General features: G+C 38.1%; 21 protein-coding genes and 1 riboswitch. Of the genes, 5 read left to right on the top strand and 16 right to left on the bottom strand.

From position 1 onward, the window contains the following. Window positions 1-9: 9 nt before the first annotated feature. From IQ10_RS03255 to IQ10_RS03235, 7 genes are all read right to left on the bottom strand, one after another. On the bottom strand, window positions 10-648 hold the full coding sequence (locus IQ10_RS03255; RefSeq protein WP_144449060.1) for a TetR/AcrR family transcriptional regulator: 639 nt from the start codon (window positions 646-648) through the stop codon (window positions 10-12). A 218-nt stretch (window positions 649-866) separates the two neighbouring features. Then, window positions 867-1,304 carry a hypothetical protein gene (locus tag IQ10_RS03250; protein WP_144449059.1) on the bottom strand — a complete coding sequence of 146 codons (438 nt, stop codon included), beginning with the start codon at window positions 1,302-1,304 and terminating at the stop codon, window positions 867-869. Window positions 1,305-1,407: 103 nt separating this feature from the next. After that, window positions 1,408-1,536 (bottom strand): hypothetical protein, encoded by a 129-nt coding sequence (locus IQ10_RS18520; protein ID WP_277877934.1) that lies wholly within the window; start codon window positions 1,534-1,536, stop codon window positions 1,408-1,410. A 226-nt stretch (window positions 1,537-1,762) separates the two neighbouring features. Then, on the bottom strand, window positions 1,763-1,915 hold the full coding sequence (locus tag IQ10_RS17955) for a hypothetical protein (protein ID WP_158639977.1): 153 nt from the start codon (window positions 1,913-1,915) through the stop codon (window positions 1,763-1,765). A 134-nt stretch (window positions 1,916-2,049) separates the two neighbouring features. Then, window positions 2,050-2,253 carry a cold-shock protein CspD gene (gene cspD, locus IQ10_RS03245; protein WP_144449058.1) on the bottom strand — a complete coding sequence of 68 codons (204 nt, stop codon included), beginning with the start codon at window positions 2,251-2,253 and terminating at the stop codon, window positions 2,050-2,052. 920 nt (window positions 2,254-3,173) lie between these two features. Beyond that, complete coding sequence (locus IQ10_RS03240; protein ID WP_144449057.1) at window positions 3,174-4,145, bottom strand: YbgA family protein; 972 nt, start codon at window positions 4,143-4,145, stop codon at window positions 3,174-3,176. Between the two features lie 16 nt (window positions 4,146-4,161). After that, window positions 4,162-5,028 carry a Cof-type HAD-IIB family hydrolase gene (locus IQ10_RS03235; protein ID WP_144449056.1) on the bottom strand — a complete coding sequence of 289 codons (867 nt, stop codon included), beginning with the start codon at window positions 5,026-5,028 and terminating at the stop codon, window positions 4,162-4,164. Between the two features lie 326 nt (window positions 5,029-5,354). On the opposite strand from IQ10_RS03235, the gene IQ10_RS03230 reads away from it, so the two are divergent. After that, complete coding sequence (locus IQ10_RS03230; RefSeq protein WP_144449055.1) at window positions 5,355-6,320, top strand: DMT family transporter; 966 nt, start codon at window positions 5,355-5,357, stop codon at window positions 6,318-6,320. A gap of 34 nt (window positions 6,321-6,354) precedes the next feature. Here IQ10_RS03230 and IQ10_RS17950 read toward each other — a convergent pair whose 3' ends face one another. Next, window positions 6,355-6,522: a hypothetical protein gene (locus tag IQ10_RS17950; RefSeq protein ID WP_158639976.1), complete on the bottom strand. Its 168-nt coding sequence runs from the start codon at window positions 6,520-6,522 to the stop codon at window positions 6,355-6,357. A 116-nt stretch (window positions 6,523-6,638) separates the two neighbouring features. Between IQ10_RS17950 and IQ10_RS03225 the strand changes: the two genes are divergently transcribed. After that, window positions 6,639-7,205 carry a hypothetical protein gene (locus IQ10_RS03225; protein WP_144449054.1) on the top strand — a complete coding sequence of 189 codons (567 nt, stop codon included), beginning with the start codon at window positions 6,639-6,641 and terminating at the stop codon, window positions 7,203-7,205. 70 nt (window positions 7,206-7,275) lie between these two features. Here IQ10_RS03225 and IQ10_RS03220 read toward each other — a convergent pair whose 3' ends face one another. Beyond that, window positions 7,276-7,953 (bottom strand): YhcN/YlaJ family sporulation lipoprotein, encoded by a 678-nt coding sequence (locus IQ10_RS03220; RefSeq protein WP_158639975.1) that lies wholly within the window; start codon window positions 7,951-7,953, stop codon window positions 7,276-7,278. A gap of 300 nt (window positions 7,954-8,253) precedes the next feature. On the opposite strand from IQ10_RS03220, the gene IQ10_RS03215 reads away from it, so the two are divergent. Together IQ10_RS03215 and dapA are read left to right on the top strand one after the other, a co-directional pair. Next, window positions 8,254-8,430 carry an aspartyl-phosphate phosphatase Spo0E family protein gene (locus IQ10_RS03215; RefSeq protein WP_367613649.1) on the top strand — a complete coding sequence of 59 codons (177 nt, stop codon included), beginning with the start codon at window positions 8,254-8,256 and terminating at the stop codon, window positions 8,428-8,430. A 105-nt stretch (window positions 8,431-8,535) separates the two neighbouring features. Further along, window positions 8,536-8,718, top strand: a riboswitch (Lysine riboswitch). Between the two features lie 122 nt (window positions 8,719-8,840). Beyond that, window positions 8,841-9,728, top strand: coding sequence for a 4-hydroxy-tetrahydrodipicolinate synthase (dapA, locus tag IQ10_RS03210; protein ID WP_144449051.1), 888 nt, complete (start codon window positions 8,841-8,843; stop codon window positions 9,726-9,728). A 23-nt stretch (window positions 9,729-9,751) separates the two neighbouring features. Here the strand turns inward: dapA and IQ10_RS03205 are convergent, their stop codons facing one another. The 6 genes from IQ10_RS03205 to IQ10_RS03180 form a co-directional block, all read right to left on the bottom strand. Next, window positions 9,752-10,675, bottom strand: coding sequence for a DMT family transporter (locus tag IQ10_RS03205; RefSeq protein WP_144449050.1), 924 nt, complete (start codon window positions 10,673-10,675; stop codon window positions 9,752-9,754). 119 nt (window positions 10,676-10,794) lie between these two features. Further along, a complete protein-coding gene (locus IQ10_RS03200) occupies window positions 10,795-11,994 on the bottom strand; it encodes a M24 family metallopeptidase (protein WP_242009708.1) in 1,200 nt (399 codons plus the stop codon). A 42-nt stretch (window positions 11,995-12,036) separates the two neighbouring features. Beyond that, window positions 12,037-13,485 (bottom strand): aldehyde dehydrogenase family protein, encoded by a 1,449-nt coding sequence (locus tag IQ10_RS03195; protein ID WP_144449048.1) that lies wholly within the window; start codon window positions 13,483-13,485, stop codon window positions 12,037-12,039. An 18-nt stretch (window positions 13,486-13,503) separates the two neighbouring features. Further along, on the bottom strand, window positions 13,504-14,544 hold the full coding sequence (locus tag IQ10_RS03190; RefSeq protein ID WP_144449047.1) for a homoserine dehydrogenase: 1,041 nt from the start codon (window positions 14,542-14,544) through the stop codon (window positions 13,504-13,506). Further along, window positions 14,534-15,730, bottom strand: a complete 1,197-nt coding sequence (locus IQ10_RS03185) for a M20 metallopeptidase family protein (RefSeq protein ID WP_158639974.1) — start codon at window positions 15,728-15,730, stop codon at window positions 14,534-14,536. Before IQ10_RS03185 ends, IQ10_RS03190 begins: the two co-directional genes overlap by 11 nt. Before the next feature lie 9 nt (window positions 15,731-15,739). Then, window positions 15,740-16,930, bottom strand: coding sequence for a cystathionine gamma-synthase family protein (locus IQ10_RS03180; protein ID WP_144449045.1), 1,191 nt, complete (start codon window positions 16,928-16,930; stop codon window positions 15,740-15,742). 209 nt (window positions 16,931-17,139) lie between these two features. Between IQ10_RS03180 and IQ10_RS03175 the strand changes: the two genes are divergently transcribed. Beyond that, window positions 17,140-18,834, top strand: a complete 1,695-nt coding sequence (locus tag IQ10_RS03175) for a PucR family transcriptional regulator (RefSeq protein WP_144449044.1) — start codon at window positions 17,140-17,142, stop codon at window positions 18,832-18,834. Here IQ10_RS03175 and kapB read toward each other — a convergent pair. Next, entirely contained in the window at window positions 18,831-19,208 is a 378-nt protein-coding gene (kapB, locus tag IQ10_RS03170; RefSeq protein ID WP_242009706.1) for a kinase-associated lipoprotein KapB, read from the bottom strand. The genes IQ10_RS03175 and kapB overlap by 4 nt on opposite strands. Window positions 19,209-19,313 lie beyond the last annotated feature (105 nt).

The following is a 19,313-nucleotide window of genomic DNA, read 5'->3' as shown; positions in this document are numbered from 1 at the left end:
TCTTACATATTACTGTAAAAGAGTTTTTAGTAATGCTATTCTTTTTTGGCTATATTCTTCTAAACTAAATCTTTTCGATAAAGACCATCTGCGGAAAGCCCACATTTGAGCTTGGACAAGAATATCTTCTGCAATAAGGGAAACAGACTCTTTTTTTACCTTAAAAGAACCAACTTCAATCCCTTTTCTAATTTGCTTTTCTAGATGGTTACATAATCGTTGTTCACGTCTTAGAAAAGAGCTTCTCGCCGCTTTGTCTAATGACGATGTTTCTTGATACATGAGAACTACATAATCTGACACTTGGTCCACTACTTGATACAGAGCCTTCACATCATTTGAGATGATATTCATTGGGTCTGTATCATCAGTTGTAACAGCAAATAACGCTTGTTCAATTAGTGAATGAATATGGCAACAAACTAAATATAAAATATCCTGCTTATTTTTCACATATTGAAACATTGTCCCAACATTCATACCAGCAGCATCTGCAATTTCCTTAGTTGTTGTAGCATGATAGCCTTTTTCTGAAAAAATCTGGACAGCAACGTCAATGATTTCAGCTCTTCTTTTTTTTACTAACTCTTGGTCTTTAACAGTTGTTTCTACAATATATTCGTCTTCATTTGTGTACGTGTGACTCATGTTACTCCTTTTTGTCTTCAGAACGTGATTGGATTTAGCAAAGCTTCTTAAACATTTTAACCTTACTGACTAATCAGTTAACTTAATAGTAATCATATAAGCAACTTAAATATTCGTCAACAATAATTTAAATAATTCTGACAACCCTTAAAAAGTACATGGCCTCGTTTTAACAAATAAAAAGAAGTAGCAGAACACTCACTACTTCTCTCCCCTTTTTATTGACAAGCCTGCCATTCTTCATACAGCTCAGCTAATTTCATTTTAAGCTTCTCTATATTTGTTACATTATTTAATTTCTTTTGTCTGTGCAATTCTAATAAACAATCGTCTATTTCTTGATAAATGAAGTCTTTCTTTGTCTTATTATTATCAACTGATTTCTGATATACCTTAACCGAGAAATCTATACATGTATCTAATGTTTGAATCAAGGGTTGGCTTAAAATATGAACATCTACTAATTCAAGAAAACCTTTATGTCTTATAAAAGTAAGTTTATTATTAACATCTTTATTATAAATATTAAGAATCATTTTCCCTTTACTAAATCCCCAAAATATTTGGTAATTACCCTCTAACACTGTCGCAACCATTGAATGTAATTGCTTTTTTGTAACTTCAAGTGATAGATCGCTAAAATTGATTGTCTTCATTTCGTTCACCTTCCTTTCACTTTCAAGCCAAAGCAAACTGGATAAACAAATAACCATAATGTAAGCCCTTACATAAATATTTTCACTTAAAGCTTCATTTTCTCTAACCGTGGTAACCGACAAAAGGAATACCCAACTTGTTTAATCGATCACAGATTACTTCTGAGGTGATGTCACTTTCTTTCCAACCTTCTTTTTGAAGTTGTTTCTTTATTTCTAAAATGATAGCCAATGGGTTCACCTCTCACATAATTTTGAATTTTCAATCTTCTATATTTTTATTATAACGCTTTTTTCTACTCACTTCAAATCCTTTTTAACTATGAGAATAAATAATTCAAAATTTGTTAACATAATATAATTATATAAAACTATAATCATTATTTTCAAAGATTCATTTCAGTAGCTTTAAAAATATAATGAGCGAAATGGATATTCACACTTATATGGAAGTCCTACTATATAAAGTTATTGATTTCTTTTTCAAGGATTTCTGGGTATTCAACGTACACCTTTATAAATGCTTCCCGCATATATTGATCTTTATCTTCCTTCATCATTTCGATTTTATTTTTTAATTCCGTACCATCAGGTTCAGGTTCTCTAGCCATTTTAGAATACTCATTCATTTTCATTAGTGGATGTATTTTACTTCTTTCACAGATGTAACATGAATGATCTATTTAGTTAGTAAACACAAAAAAGGCAATGCCTCAAATGAGACACTGCCTTTATATTAAGCAAATTAAAGTTTTACAACGTTAGCTGCTTGTGGTCCACGGTCGCCATCAACGATTTCAAATTCAACTGATTGACCTTCGTCAAGAGATTTGAAACCATCGCCAGTAATAGCACTGAAGTGTACGAATACGTCGTTTCCGCCTTCTACTTCAATGAAACCGAATCCTTTTTCTGCGTTGAACCATTTAACTGTACCAGTTTGTGTCATGCTTAAAACCCCAATCTTAAAATTATTTACTTAATATGCCAATCATATTTACAATCTGAGGTAAATAAAAATTCACATATTATAAGGAACATCAACCACCAATTGAGTGAATATCCCTTATAACATGTGAATACCGAACTCTTTTCAAGTGTTGCATATTGATGAGCAAATCATATAATTGGTAAACAAGGATCTAGAGTATCAATCTCCAAACAATGAAAGCCCTACCTCTCGTTCATCCTTGCGGCTCCTTGGCCGCGCCAGGTGAATGAAAAGTGCTATTCACTAATAAAATTGACAACCGATGAGATAAATATACCTTATTTAAATTGAAATTGCAAGTGATAAAGAATTATTTCTCACCAGAAAATCAAACATAAGTTCGTCTTCTACTCATTCATTACATTGAATAAGTCATTTTCTTCTGAATTTTATTTTAACTACTCCTGTATCACAACAGATCATGTATGCAACAAAAGAAGTTCTTTACAATCAAAGAACTTCTTTTGTTCAAATGTTTGAAACGTCTTTTGACTAGTTACGGCTATAGTAATCGTTAATTGATTCAAGAATTGACGGTTCTTCATTTACTTCCATCGGATTGTTCTCATTGTTTGTTTGTGCTTTTTTCATCATTTAACACCCTTTCGATTTTAATTGGTTGAATGTTCCTTCTCTTTATCTTGTTTATAGTATATGCGACTGTACTATAATAGTCAACATTTTTTTAAATATTGTATTAATACAATATTTAACTTTTTTGAAGTTTATACAGAACCTGTTTTCAACATAAAAAAAATGACTCAAAGTAAGGAGTTTGACCACTAGTGCCAGTACTAATAAACGCAGAATAAGCGTTTATTAATATGAACTAAAGTCAGACCCTTATGAGTCATTCTTTTAAATAATGATTTTAATGATTAAGACAATTCTCTTCCTTTCCCTGAGTCGCTTATGGCTACTAAGCCCTCTGGATAAGGTTCAAAATAACTCTGCTGCAATAAGTATTTATTTTCAAATCGATAGCACCAAGAGCGTAAAACCCCAAGAATACTGCTTAAAGGCATCTTCTTTTTTCGTAATTGATCAAGCAGGTGAAGAAAATGCTTTTTTTCAGCTGATGTTAAATACTTCGAAAAATAACCAAATACATGCTGACAAACATTAATATGATCACCAACCGATACTGGTCTTGCAAACAACTGTCTTAGTCCTTGTTCATACTGTTCAAATACTTCAGTCATTGGTTTCTTCTCGTGATTTGCCGTAATACGACCAAGTTCTCGCATTGTATCCTGATGACAGGCCATAAACAAATATTTATTTCGAGCATGGAAATCCATTAACTTCGATGAACTTGGATCTTTCTTGATCACACGAAACTCAGCCATTGTGAAAATTCTCGTTAGAAAATGCTCACGGATCATAAAGTTCTTTAATCGACCTTCATCTTCGAGTGCCGTTTCAGGAAAAAATTGAACCACCTTTTTCGTGAACGTACCACTACCAGTACGAACGACCGGTGCTTTTTCAACACCATTGTACACTTTTGCATCTGTTACGCCACAGCTTGGTGATCGATTTTTTAAAATAAACCCATCAATTTCTTCTACTTCAGTTAAGAAACGGTCAGCAAATTGGTTCATAGTAGTTGTCAAATCTCTATTGGACTTTGGTTGTATTAATTGATCTTCGTCCCCATTTGCTACTAATCTAATTGCCTCTCTTGGCGTTCCTAAGCCAATTTCAACTTCTGGACAAACGGGAAAAAAATCAACATACTTTTCTAGCATCGGCATGATTTCTTCATTAATTTGAGCACCATTATGACGACAGGCTTCAAATCCTAAACATTTACTAACAACAATTTTTGGCCTTGTAAATGCTCTCATCATTTCACCTCGTTCTTTATACCAGCTTATTAGCTAGTAACTGTTGAATCGCGAAAGCCACTCCATCTTCTTCATTCGTTTTCGTAACAAAACTTGCTAATTCCTTAATTTCTGGATTGGCATTTCCCATTGCGACTTTAATCGCAGCTACTTCAAACATTGAGATATCATTAAAGCTATCGCCAATGACCATCACTTCATCCATTGGTATGTTCTTTGTTTTTGCAAAAGCTGCTACTGCTTTCCCTTTTTGTGCTTCAATGCTTGTAATCTCAATATTATCTGATGCAGAGGCACTAATCGCTAAACCACCAAGATTGATTAAAGCTTGTTTTGCCGCCTCTCGATTGACATCATTTTGAGAGAAAGCTAGGACTTTCATTAAAACCGTATTTTCTTGTTCGATCAGTTCCTCATAACTTTTCGTTAGGACCACTGCACCAGTATCAAAACGTTCACGAGCTATCGCGCGCATTGTTTCAATATCGTCCTTTGAGCCAGATGAGATTAACACATCAATGACAACTTGAATGCCTAGCTCATAATGATCTGTGTAAGCACCATGATTTGTGTACAATTCTAAATAAACATCATGCTCTCTTAAAATATTTATGATGTTAAAAACCTCTTGTTTCTCTAATGGGAAATTCGCAAGTACTCCCCCATTTTCATCACGTGTTTCTGCTCCATTCACACTAATAACTGGCAATGTAAGACCAGCCTCTCTTAGTGGCTTTCGTGCTTCTCTTTCGTCTCTACCCGTTGCCACTACAACTGTAATTCCCTGTTCTTGCGCTTCTTTGACTGCCTTTGCATTCTCAAGGGTTACCTGTCTTGCATCACTTAGTAAAGTCCCATCCATATCGATCGCAATTAATTTCATCTGTCTATAAGTCCTCTCCACTACTGTTTACAACTATTTTAATCAATTATGCCTTTTTTACGCAAATAATTAGGACACTTAAAAGACTTTATCTGAAAATAGACTTCATCCATTTTTATACCTTTTATATAACGAATTTAAACAAACTTCTTCATCCATACCTTCTCAACTAAGAAAATTTGCTTTCATTTCCATTCTTTTTACTATAACATACGATGTATATGACTTATTTCCAAGATCGTCACCTATTAAGACGAGATGTCCTAATCCAATGTTTTCATTCAGAATGGTCCAAATTAAGATTAAACGAAACAGGTGAGTCAATCATGAAAGCAATTTTGCTCGGAACATTTTCATCACTTTTTTTTGCCGTTACATTTGTATTAAATCGTTCAATGGAATTATCAGGTGGTAGCTGGGTGTGGAGTTCATCTTTACGCTTTTTCTTTATGGTCCCCTTTCTCCTCTTCCTCGTTCTATGGAGAAAGAACTTTATTCAATTGTGGCTGGAATTAAAGCGTAACCCAAAACCTTGGTTAATCTGGAGCTTTGTTGGTTTTGTTCTTTTTTATGCGCCATTAACATTTGCCGCAGCATATGGTCCTGGCTGGCTTATTGCTGGAACATGGCAATTCACCATTATTGCTGGTGTCTTATTAACACCTTTTTTTAAAAGCAAGGACCATGAGTCGAATCGCCTAAAGATTCCCTTAAAAGCATTAGCTATTTCTTCGATTATATTAATTGGCATTGTTCTTATTCAATTTCAACATGTTCAATCCGTCTCACTATCGATGCTTTTGCTTGGTTTTTTACCAGTTATCGTTGCTTGCTTTGCCTATCCTTTAGGAAACCGAAAGATGATGGCTTTTTGCAGTGATCGACTTGATACGTTTCAACGTGTACTCGGGATGACTTTAGCAAGCTTGCCTTATTGGTTTGTTCTTTCCATTTATGGATTGACCACAGTCGGATTACCAAGTATGAATCAAGTCATCCAAAGCCTACTCGTTGGTTTAAGCTCAGGTGTTATTGCAACCATTTTGTTTTTCTTTGCGACAGACCTTGTTCGCAACTCACCAGAGCATTTAGCTGCAGTCGAAGCAACTTTATCGATTCAAATTATTTGGGTTATTCTTGGAGAGGTCTTTTTACTTTCAAGCCCATGGCCAAATTCTCTCGCATTCTTTGGCATCTTTTTAATTATGATTGGCATGATGTTGCACAGTTACTTTTCTGTAAGAACACCCAATCTACCAACAATTGTAAATCAAAGGAAAGTAAAAGCTTAATAAAAAAGCGCGCCACACAATTGGCGCGTTTTTTCTATTTCATCTCGTCTTGTTTTTCATTTAAATGTAGACTACGATCTGCCAATTCTTGATCGGCTTGCTTGTTCAGTGTTTTTTCGAATTGATGAGAAAGATGATTACCGAGCATCATTACACTGAGAAAAAGTAAGAAAAAGACGCTAACCATTATGACCACTATCATAGAACGTCCCCCTATCTCCTTTCTACTATCTATACGGAGAAAGCATGGGGTTAATGTATATTTTTTCCTTAATCTCTCATACTAACATGAAGATGCTTAAACGGAGGTTGAGAAACATGGCGAACATAAGATTGTCAATATGGTTAGCGGTCCTTTTAGTGATTATAACAGCTTGTGGAGCTGATTCTGAAGCTGACATTGTAGAAGATGTAGAAGCACAGCAATCTGCTACATCCACTGGTATGAAAATACTTACAAATGATACAGATCAAAATAAACGACGTGTCCAAAAAAGCGAGCAGTTGGAAAACTATGCAGATGAGGCTGGCTATTATTTAAATCAATCAGCAACCTTATTGATGCAATTAAGCCCTTATTTTGACCGAGCTGAGCTTTCAACCTCTGATCTTAATGATGTGCTATCCATTCTTACTACAATTAGAAACGAAAGGGATGCCTTTATAAATCTTGAAAGACCTCGAGCATTTGAAGGCTTCCACAATGTTCACTTAAGTACTCTTATGGAAATTGATGCGCTAGAACGTATTTTTCGAGATATGAGATCCCCGACACATCCCTTACAGATCGATAACGCAAGAGTGCATTACGAAAATGCCATTATGTCACATAAATTAATGGAGCGCGAATACCTTACACTTATGGAAGAGTATGGTATGTATTAGAAAAAACGTTTATTTAATGTTTTTAAAAAAGATGACTTATCGTTTAATCGATGAGTCATCCCCTTTTTCTTTATTTACGGCCAGAAACTGTATCATCCACTAAATCAACAAATTCACCAATCGTACCACCCTGTGATTTAAAAGGCGACGGTACATGCACATGATGCTCGATTGCTTTCATTCGATTAAGAATTCTGCGATTTGTTGTAATGGACACGCTAGTCGGATTAACGATATCCTCTATTTCTTTTTGAATAGATTGAATGAGCTTTTTACGATCTGATTCATTTGATTCGACACCTATTACAATCAAGTCTCCATCTGTCATAACATGCGCATCAGCAACATGTTCCAATGATTCCACTCGTCTCTCAATTTGTTTTGTTAAAGGCAGTGTTGCTTGCCGTTCAAACGTGTGCGTATCTTGTCTTTTTTCCAAATACGGTTTATCCCCGAGAACATACTTATCTCGTATGACACCAAGTCGATTATTTAAAATTTTTGTCCCTACATATCGCTTTCCGTGATGCTTTTCACTAACATTACGCTTGGCATTTATTGACGTACCTGTTTTGTCTAAATATCTAGCTGCATCCGTTAATCCACTTGGTGCTTGGTCTGGAATCATCATATCAGAAAGAGGACCTTCCATTTGCCGTACATTGTCTACTCCATAACCACTAAAACCTTGACTTCGATTACTATTTGCACCCATTGTCTGCTTCTGATCGACCTGACAACCACTCATTAGGATCATCATGATCAATAAAAAACGTAGCTGTTTAATTCGAATCACCTCCTACGTTTAGTTTGCGACATGTTCTTTTATTTCAATCTAACAATAATAAGGCATTTTGCTTTCATTTATTCATCATTTTCTACGTGTGAAAATTGTCGAATTATTACAGATTTATTCTAATTATGGCTACTTTAGTAGAAACACTTTTCAACTTTTTTTACATGGGTATAATATTAACATTGTATAAAGACATTGCTTATTTTTTCAGCTCTGTAGAATACTCTCATCTACCCAATATAAGTTGTCTTTATGATTAAAATTATTATAATGGAGTGGAAGAATATGTATTGTGACAGAATCGAACTTAAACGAAAACAAATGTTAGACTTTGCAGAAAAATATGGTTTCACAGCTGAGATTACTGTGAAATGTAGTCAGGAGCTCGATAAACTGCTTAATTGCTTTCAAATGAATTCAGAAGAATAGAAAAATTGAATGAAATCGCCTAAATTTTAGCCAAACCATTGCAATTAAAGCCAACATCTGTTAAGGTAGACACAAATTCACGTAATAACTTACTTCATACATTGAAGTGAGGGTAGAGGTGCAAATGTCATCAGTAAGCTTGCGGGAGGAGAATGAGCTCTATTGAACCAAGCTAAAAGGGGTATTTGCCGAAGCTAATGGATCCTCATTTCCCATTAGCTGGGACTGTGCTAAATAAGTACAGTACTGTCATATAGCTGCGTTGCTATATGGAGGGCTATCTCACATTGATTTGGTTTAGCATTTGCTATCCATACAACAATGAGTAGAGGCCTCATTGTTGTTTTTTTGTGCCTCCCAAAAGTAGCCCAAACGCACAGAGAAAATATAGAGAATTGAGGGTGAATAGGATGAATTTTGGACGTATTGTAACAGCGATGGTGACACCATTTAATCAGCATGGACAAGTGGATGTAGAAGCAACGAAAGAACTTGTAAAGTATTTAATTTCAAACGGATCTGATGCATTAGTAGTAGCAGGAACAACAGGAGAATCACCAACTCTTTCCACAGATGAGAAGTTGCTGCTTTTTCAAACAGTGGTTGAAGCGGCAGCTGGTCAAGTACCTGTTATTGCTGGAACTGGATCAAACAACACATATGCATCAGTTGAATTGACGAAACAAGCTGAGCAACTTGGCGTAGATGCCATTATGCTTGTAACTCCTTATTATAATAAGCCGTCCCAAGAAGGCCTTTATGCTCATTTTAGTACGATTGCTGAGGCAACGAGCCTTCCCGTGATGCTTTATAACATCCCAGGACGCACAGGTGTGAACATGACTGTAGAGACGACTCTGCGTCTTGCACAAATCCCTAATATCGTTGCAACAAAAGAAGCAAGTGCTGACCTTGATGCAATGGCAGCGATTATCGAACATGCTCCTGAAGGGTTTTCTCTTTATAGCGGAGATGACAGTTTAGCGCTCCCTATTCTTGCAATTGGTGGTATTGGTGTTGTCTCTGTTGCCGCTCATATCGTCGGTAATGAGATGCAGCAAATGGTTCGCAATTTTCAAGCAGGGCAAGTACAAGCAGCTGCAATGCAGCATCGTCAGCTCGTACCTGTGATGAAGTCTTTATTCACAGCTCCTAACCCAACGCCAGTGAAAGCTGCACTTGAAATGAAAGGCGTCAAAGCAGGCTCTGTTCGCTTGCCACTCGTTCCATTAACAGCTGAGCAGCATCAAGAGCTTCAAACAATCATTAATCCAACGATGAACTTTTTCGTCAGCTAACGTTTAAAAGCATGTGGCCGAGGCTACATGCTTTTTTGATGAATGATATTTGTTTTAAACCATGTTCGTTCAGCATATCCTGTTCCAAATAAGACACCAAGCACAATGATGACAAATCCAAGTGATTGATACCAATAAATTTGCTCTCCTAAAAAAAGGGCAGAGCTTACTAAACCAAAAAAAGGAACAAAATTATTAAATATTGCTGTCTGTCCTGCACCAATTCGCTGAATCGCTGCATTAAATAAAAAGTGTCCAAGGGCTGTTGCGATAATAGCAGAAACAAAAAAGACAACATACATAAAGAATGGAGCTCCAACCATCTGGCCAACACTCGCTGGTTCCATAATAAAACTAATAACAAGAAGACCAGCAGAACCAATCACCAACATCAACGCAGTGACTTGTTTGGAATCAAGTGTTTGAGTTACTTTCTTAATATAGATAAAACTAATCGCTTGCACGACCATCGCAATAAAAACATAAAGTTCACCAAGCTGAACCGACCAGTTTCCACCACCACCTTGGATGAACATAACACCTATAAAAGCAAGACCAACACCGAATAAGCGCCATTTTGTTAGGCGATCTCCTAAAAAGATAACCGCAAAAAGAAAGGTTGTTAATGGTAGAAGCGCTAAAATTAAAACCGCATTTGAAGCATTTGTTAATGTTAACCCTTGCGCTAAAAATGTATGATGACCAACCACACCAAACAGGGTACCCATCGCTGTATAATACCACTGCTTTTTTGTCATTTTTTTCATTTTCTTACTTAACAACACAATTCCAATTGTAACAACACCTGCCGTCATAATGCGAAAGGCTGTCATCGTTGCTGGAGGAAATTGTTCAACAAGTAATTTCAACATTACAACGTTTAACCCCCAAATAATCATGACAAAAAAGACAACGCTATATGTAAAAAGAAGCGATTTTTCTTTCATTGGCACACTCCTTTCTCGCTCTCATTATTTGTCATTTTACACCTACCTTGCTAATACGTCACGTCTTTTATCTCCTTATTATTATATTAAAAAAGAAAAAAGCCGCGGGCTTGCGGCTTTTAAGACGTATATTCTTCAGGGATGATAGAAAGCATTGGCTTTTCATATAGCTCACGCGGAAAATTCGTTAACGTTTCAACTCCAGTGTCTGTAAGACGTATCGTTTCTGTAATTTCAACCCCATAATCCTGATACCAAATGCCTGGCATAAGATGAAAGGTCATATTCGGCTTCAGAATCGTTTTATCTCCAGGTCGGAAACTAACGGTATGCTCACCCCAATCTGGGGGGAAACTTAAACCGACAGAGTAACCAAGTCTAGAGCTTTTATGATGACCATACCTGCCAATTGTTTGATTCCATTTACGTTCCACTTCCTCTGCCATTATGCCTGGAGCAATAATTTCAAGAGTCGCTTCTATCCCTTCTTGAACTACTTTTGAAAGTTCTTTAACCTCATGAGGTGCATGCCCTACTGACATTGTTCTTGCCATCGGCGCATGATAACGTTTATAAGCACCAGCAATTTCAATCGTTAGAAAATCTCCTTCACAATACTGTCGATCCGTCCAAGTTAAATGAGGAGATGACGTGTTTTCATTTGTTGGTAGCATCGGCACAATTGATGTGTAATCCCCACCAAAATCTGGGGTTCCTTGAATTTGAGCATGAGCAATAGCTGCAGCAACATCACATTCTCTTACGCCAATATGAACTCGATCATAAGCTGCTTTCATAGCTCTTTCCACGATCTTAGCCGCTTTTTTCATATATTCGATTTCTTGGTCTGATTTGATTAAACGAACACCATTCACAATGCTTGAAGTGTCCTTAAACCTGGCATCAGGTAATCCGTGTTTTAACCGTTCATAGCACAAGCCAGTAAAATAATGAACATCCATTTCAATTCCTATTACTCTTTTACTTTGACCAATTTCCGATAAAATATTTGCTACAAAATCAATCGGATGTCGCTCGGTTGACTGTACGAAATAATCAGGATAGGCAATAATATGATGCTCATCTAGCCAAGTCGTCTTCGCCACGCCGCTCGCGTCCATTTGTCTGCCGATCCAAAGTGGTTGATCATCATCTAACGTGACAACCATCATTTGATGAACATAAAAGCTCCAAGCGGAATAATTCGTTAAATAATACATGTTTGATGGGTTTGAGATAAGGAGCACATCTACACCTACATCGACCATTCGCTTTTTTGTCTCTTCTAACCTTTGCTTGTATTCTTGTAATGCGAACAATCGCTTCACCCTCTTTCTTTTGCTTTTCATCCTTTTCATCTTTTAAAATAGAGATTGCTTTAAGCGAAATGCGACAACTTTCTGCTCTGTCATCGAGTCAATTGCGTATTTGACTCCCTCACGTCCTACACCAGAACGCTTCACACCGCCAAATGGCATCCCGTCAATTCGCACATCACTGCTATCATTTACCATCACACCTCCAAAATCTAAATGATGAACGGCATGAAAAGCTTGATCTACATTAGCCGTAAAAATACCTGCATGTAAGCCATATACCGTGTTATTAGAGAGTTCTATTGCTTCATCTAATGAATCAACGGTTTCAATGGTGACAACTGGACCAAATACTTCTTGTGTGGCAATAGTCGCTGTTTGTGGAACCTCAGTGAGGACAGTCGGCTCTAAAAAGGCTCTTGTTCGTCTGCCACCATAGCAGATGGTTGCTCCTAGCTCACGCGCTTCCTCAATCCATTGCTCTACTCTTTTTGCTTCTTTTTCTGATATCATTGGACCGACATCAGTACTCTCATCTGTTTTAGGACCGACCTTTAGCTTCTTAGTTTCAAAAATAAATCGATTTAAAAAATGTTCATAAACAGAGCTTTCAACGTAAATGCGCTGCACTCCGATGCAATTTTGGCCTGCAACTCCGAAAGCTCCAGAAACAGTGGATAAAATAGCTTCTTCGATATCGGCGTCTTTCAGTACGATCGTTGGAGAATTAGAACCTAATTCCATCGCGATTTTCTTAGCACCTGCCTTATGAGATATTGACTTTCCAGTTTCATACCCACCAGTAAAAGAGACAAAGCGTACATCTTCATGTTCAACTAATGGATCACAAATGTCAGCTCCACGACCTGTGATAACAGATAAAATTCCTGCTGGCAGACCAGCATGTTCGAACGCTTCGGCTAAGCGAAGTGTGCTTAATGGCGTTTGAGAAGCAGGCTTGACAATAACCGCATTTCCACAAGCAATCGCTGGTCCGACTTTGTGAGCAACAAGATTTAACGGATCATTAAATGGCGTAATAGCTGCGACAATTCCAATTGGAAAGCGATAGACATAACCTACGCGACTCTCATGCCCTGGCATTTGCGAAAACGGAAGCGTCTCTCCCTGAATTCTCCTCGCTTCCTCGGCACTTAAACGTAACGTCTCAATACACCTTTTCACTTCTTTTCTTGCTTCACGTATTGTTTTACTGCTTTCAAGGACAATCGTTCGAGTAAAGAGATCACTCTGTTCCTCAATATAAGCAGCTGCCTCATGAAGAATTCTCATTCGTTCATGAACAGGTAAATTCTTGCTTAGCTTTGCTCCGTGTTTCGCTTGGGAGATCGCTAACTTGACATCTTGAGTTGTTGCTGCTGGTACTGTTGCAATTAACTCAGCAGTGCCTGGATCATAGACAGAAATCGAATCCTTGCCTTCCATCCAACGTCCTCCAATAAGCATCCGTTCTTGAATAATTTGCTTTGCCATGATCATCCCTCCATTTACTTAAAGGTAATCGCGTTCGATCTGGATTAAATCAATTAACACTGCAAAACCTGTTTCCTTTATCCCTGCACCTGCACCAACGAGTGTAATCGGGCCAGATAAATCACAAGAGTACGTTATCGCATTCATCGCACCTGATACACCTGCAAGCGGATCATCTAAAGCAAGCTTTTCAGGTCTAACGGAAGCTTTCACACCTTCACCTGTTTTTTGAATCGAGCCGATCAGTTTCCACCGCTTCTGCTCGGCTTTTGCTTCTTCAATTTGTGTTGGTGTTAATGACGATATGCCTTCACGGTGAACATCAGCTGGTTTCAAAGGAAAACCGAGTACAACATTTGCTAAGATTAAAACTTTATACATGACGTCGAATCCTTCTACATCAGCAGTTGGATCCGCTTCAGCATATCCTAATTTCTGAGCCTCTTCTAACGCTGTTTCATAATCCAATCCATCTTCCATTCTCATGAGCATATAATTAGTCGTACCGTTCAGAATCCCTTTTATCTCCGTTATTTCATTTCCAACAAGCGTTGTCTGTGGTAGGCGTAAGGCTGGTGTACCACTCATGACGGCTCCTTCAAAGAGCCAGCGCACCCCATTCTCACGCGCTTGTTTTGATAATGTTTCATAAGCAAGTGCCACAGGACCTTTGTTTGTCATGACGACATTTCGCTTATTGGCAAATGCTCTTATGCAGTGATCTATCGCCGGTTGACCTGTCAAGACATCAGTAAATGTCATTTCAACAATCGAATGTGCATTCGTTTGCTCAATTGTTTCTAAGCTCGACAATCCTCGAACTAAGTCTGGTTGATCAGGGTAGTGTTCAAGCGTTCCTGTTTCACGAATGGAGGCCATCACTAAATCAAGATCAAGACCATCAGGATGATGCAAAGAACCTTTGTACAAGTCAGAGATCGATACGACTTGAAAAGACAGCTGATGCTTAACGTGTAATTCAACGAATTTTTCACGAAGAATGTTCACAAACCCTTGGCCAACTCCTCCAAAACCGATTAAGGCAAGCTTATGTGTCATTCACATTCCCTCCTTTTAAAAGCATCTTTTCTGTTGCACAAATAAGTGCTTCCATCCCAAGGACAAGTGCTTTTTCATCAATAGTAAAACGTGGTTGATGTAAACTCGTGTTCGGTTTTGTCAGATCTTTCGCACCAAGAAACATCATCGCACCAGGAATCTTTTTCGTTAGATGACTAAAGTCCTCGCCACCCATACCGTATGAATCATTATGAATGATGACATTTGGTTCAACAGCACGAATAGCTTCTTCAAAAATGGATACGATTGTATGATCATTGTAAAGAGCAGGCTCGCCGTGATGTAGCTTTAATTCATAAGATCCGCCCAATCCTTTTACTGTGCTTAAAACTAGTGCTAATTCATTAGCAAGACTTTTTCTCGCCTCTTGAGAATAAGTTCTCATCGTCCCTCTAATGGTAACTGTGGAAGGGATCACATTTGTGGATGCTCCCCCTTTGATTTCACATACACTTAGTACCGCTGGCTCAAGTGGTGAGATTTTACGAGCTGGTAAACTATAAAGAGCAGGTAGAACGATAGACGAAAGCCAAATAGGATCGACTGTTTGCTCTGGATATGCCCCGTGGCCTCCCGTTCCGCTAATGGTTATAGAGAAGGTATCAACATTCGCCATCACTGTTCCTGCCTTAAGCTTTACTTCCCCAAGAGGGATTTCAGGATCAAGATGGAGCGCAATAAGCGATTCAACATCATCAAGAGCATTTGACTGAAGAACATATTGGGCACCCGTTTTGCCGTATGAATCTTCCGTCTCTTCCGCTGGTTGAAATAAACATTTGACCGTGCCACGAATTTGACCTGCTTCATACATCTCTGATAACCGGTGTATGACTCCAATAAGCATTGCCGTGTGTCCGTCATGGCCACATGCATGCATCACACCTGAATGAAGAGATTGATAGTCTGCATTGGTCTCTTCTGTTATCGGTAGCGCATCAATATCAGCTCGTAGCCCGACTACAGGCTTTTGACCTGTTCCGATTGTCGCAAGTACACCCGTATTGATTCCGAGAACATCAACCCCGTATTCTACCTTTACTCCAGGTAATCCAGCTAACTGCTCGATGATATAAGCTGTCGTCTGCACCTCTTGAAAGCTCAGCTCTGGATAACGATGAAGATGCCTTCTCCATTTTGTGAGTCGCTCATACCAAGTATTCATAGTCATCACTTAATTATCGATCGCATCAAGTGCTTGAGTTAAATCAGCTAGTAAATCATCAATGTCTTCAATTCCAGCTGAATAACGGACAAGTCCTTCTGGGATCCCGAGTGCAGCACGTTCTTCAGGCGTATTTTCAACATGACTTGTTGTTCTTGCTGGCCCTACCGTCGTTTCAACAGACCCTAGATTGGCTGCTCGATTCGCAAATTGTAAGCGAGGTAGGAATTGTCTAACAGCTTCAAGCTCCCCTTTTAAAGCGAAACTAAGCATTCCCCCAAAACCACGCATTTGTTCTTTTGCAATCTCGTGATTTTTATGAGATTCGAGACCTGGATAGAAAACCTCTGCGACCTTGTCATGCTTTGCTAAATACCTAGCAACAGCTAATGCATTTTCCTGCTGCTTTTCGATTCGTAGCTTCAAAGTTTTCATACCTCTTAGTAGTAGATAAGCAGCCATTGGATCTAACGTCGCTCCGTTAATTTCACGGTAATGATAAATGCTATGCACAAGCGTTGAATCTCCACAAACGACTCCACCTAACGCGTCAGCATGGCCACCGAGGAATTTCGTTGCACTGTGAATCACTAAGTCTGCGCCTAATTGAAGCGGATTTTGATTAATTGGTGTGGCAAATGTATTATCAACGAAGACTAAGGCACCGACTGCTTTAGCCGCTTTGCTGATTCGTGTAATATCGGTAATTTTCACTGTTGGATTCGTTGGTGTTTCTAAATAAACAATCGTACATCCTTTTTCGATCTCAGACTCCATTTCTTCATGGTTACCTGTTTCAACGAGTGTGACTTCAATGTTAAGACGTGGTAAAAACTCTGAGAAAATTTTATTTGTTCCACCGTACGTATCTTTAATAGAAACAATTCGATCTCCTGGTTTTAGAATTGTTAGCAGCGAATTTGATATAGCTGCCATTCCTGTTGAAAAGCTTGTTGCAGCCTCTGCTCCTTCTAGTTCCTTTACTTTATCTTCAAATGATTGCACGGTCGGATTCGTATTCCGACCATAAATATGACCTTTACGCTTTCCGATCGCGACTTCATACCATTCATCAATATCATCATAACTATAAGCAACACTATGGACGACTGGTACTTGAGTGGCTCCAAATGCTAGATAGTCCCTCTCACCAGACCAGACGGCCATTGTTGCCTCGTTTATTTTTTTGTTTTTTACCATGGTACCACTCCCTTTCTGTTCTTATCTTCATCCTACTCTGAAACAACCATAAAAACATTCATCACTTTGTATGAAAAATAAATACCTTTCATCATCTAAATTTCACAAATGTTCTGACTAGTATTGCTGAATCAATAGGCTTCTTTTACAATAAAACAAACATCTATTTATATTCATTAGAGTTTGCTTAAAAATTAGGAGGTGATTTCTTGACAATTTTGATGAAGGATGTCTTGGCATTAAATCTATTAAAAAACGCTGACGTTTGTACTGGGGAAGTATATGTAGAAGAACGACAGGTTGAATGGGTATCAGTCATCGAAACACCAGTCGAATCATTTGTCAAAGAAAATGAATTCGTTTTAACATCGGGTGTTGGATGTAGCGAAAGTCCAGATCAATTGGAGTCCTTTGTCAATGATGTGATTCAATCAGGGGCTTCTGGGCTTGCAATTGCTCTTGGACCTTACATAAAAGCGATCCCCGCTTCAGTCCTTCATCTAGCAAATCAACACCAATTTATTCTCTTAACCCTCGATTGGAAGATCCGATTTTCAGACATTTTAGCTGCTGTCATTGAAGAAATACATGATAAAAAACGAGAGTATCTTGAAAAAATTGAAAATATCCGCAAATCTTTGCTTGAATATATTCTCGCTGGAGAATCGCTTGATGTTGTGGCAAACCATGTATCAAAAGAGATTGATTGTGATGTTTTAATCGCGGATAAACGTGGCGTTATTCTCGGCAAATCGCCAAATGTTAATTCTGATTTGCAAGATAAATGGTTATTGTTTCTGCATAAACAACTTGAGGATGACGGCATCTATCAATCCTTTGATCATATATTCGATTGGCTTCATTATGAGGGTGGGTTTGCCTTGCAATTAAAGATTCATTCTGCTGGAAATATTCAAGGGTATATCATCGTCGGAGGCTTTGGAGCAGAACCGTTTAGTGAACAAGAACATAATGAGTGGGTGATGCTACTTGAGCACGTGACGACTGCGGTTGCGATCCATTTTCTTCATGAGCAAGCAGCTAAAGAAACCGAATGGCGCTTGCGTGATGATTTTGTCTGGGAGCTATCACGTAACTCTATTCCATCAAAAGAAGCCATGCTATCTAGAGCAAAATCACTAGGCTATCACATTAATCTTCCCTATATCAGTCTTGTCGCTAAACCTGAACAGCTTGAGAAAAGCTTTCGTTCAATGGAACATCTCTCTATTTCATTTGATCACTGGTTACATGAATGTATTCGTTATATCGAAGAAGAGGCTGAAAGCATGGCTAAGTCGATGGCATTAAAATCAATGGTCACCTATCAACAGCATGAATTAATTATTTTCCTTGAAGTTACTCATTACGAAGCAACAGAGCAAGCTCGTGTCTATATTTCAAAACTGGCAGAACGTCTGCAATTGCTTTATCCTTCATTATCTTTAACGTGGGGAATTGCTAAGCAATATGGCTACTCCTGCTTTGATAGTAGCTATCAAGAAGCCAAAAGGGCTCTTGAAATTGGGCGTAAACGAATAGGTCCAGCGTCTATTTCGATTTATGCTGATACAAAAGTCGATCGCGTCATCGAAAGCATCGTTCAGAACAGAGAGTTAATTGAAATGGCAGAGTCAGTCCTCAGTTCCTTGTTACACTATGCAAACGAGCGTCAAATTGATTTATTGCATACTTTTACTATATATCATCGTAATCGCAGCAATGTGAGTCAGACAGCACGTGAATTAAATTTACACAGACAATCGTTACTCTATAGATTACGTAAAATTGAATCATTGACTGGCTGTTCGCTTGATGATGCTGATGATTTATTTCTCTTAGATTTGAGCGTCAGACTATGGTTAAATGGGATCGACCAAAAAGAAAATGAGTACGGCTTTTAAAGGCCGTACTCATTTTGACATTCTTTTAATTTTTCTAAACAAGCTCTTGACCAATCTGTGTCTTGAGACTCAAGTTCACTGATTTGCTTTTCTAAAGCTTTTTTGAGCGATGTTTTGTAATCAGGCACCTGCTCGTCATAAGATTTTAATGAAGAAAGTGGCACCCATGTTTTCTCAAACTGCGCCAAAGCCTTACGCTGATGAAAAAAAGGAACATTTGTCATCTTTGGATTATGAAGATCCCCTTGTGTTGGATGCCTTAAAACCGCTAGCACTTTCACTAATGCGCGCTGGTTTTCTTCTTGCATTTCGATCAGCTCGGCCACATACACACCCGTTTTATAAAATGCACGAACATATGTCTCGTTCTTCACTGCACTTACCTCCTAATGGTCTACAATCAAATTAATCCAAATGAAAACATAATTAATAAATAGACTAAAATGAAAAGAAATCCAATGCTAAAGCTCCAAATTGCC

Source organism: Halalkalibacter nanhaiisediminis (genome assembly GCF_007830185.1).
In the GTDB taxonomy this organism is placed as follows: domain Bacteria; phylum Bacillota; class Bacilli; order Bacillales; family Bacillaceae_D; genus Halalkalibacter; species Halalkalibacter nanhaiisediminis.
Note: the sequence above shows the minus strand (reverse complement) of the source record. Positions and strands in the feature narration are given on the sequence as shown.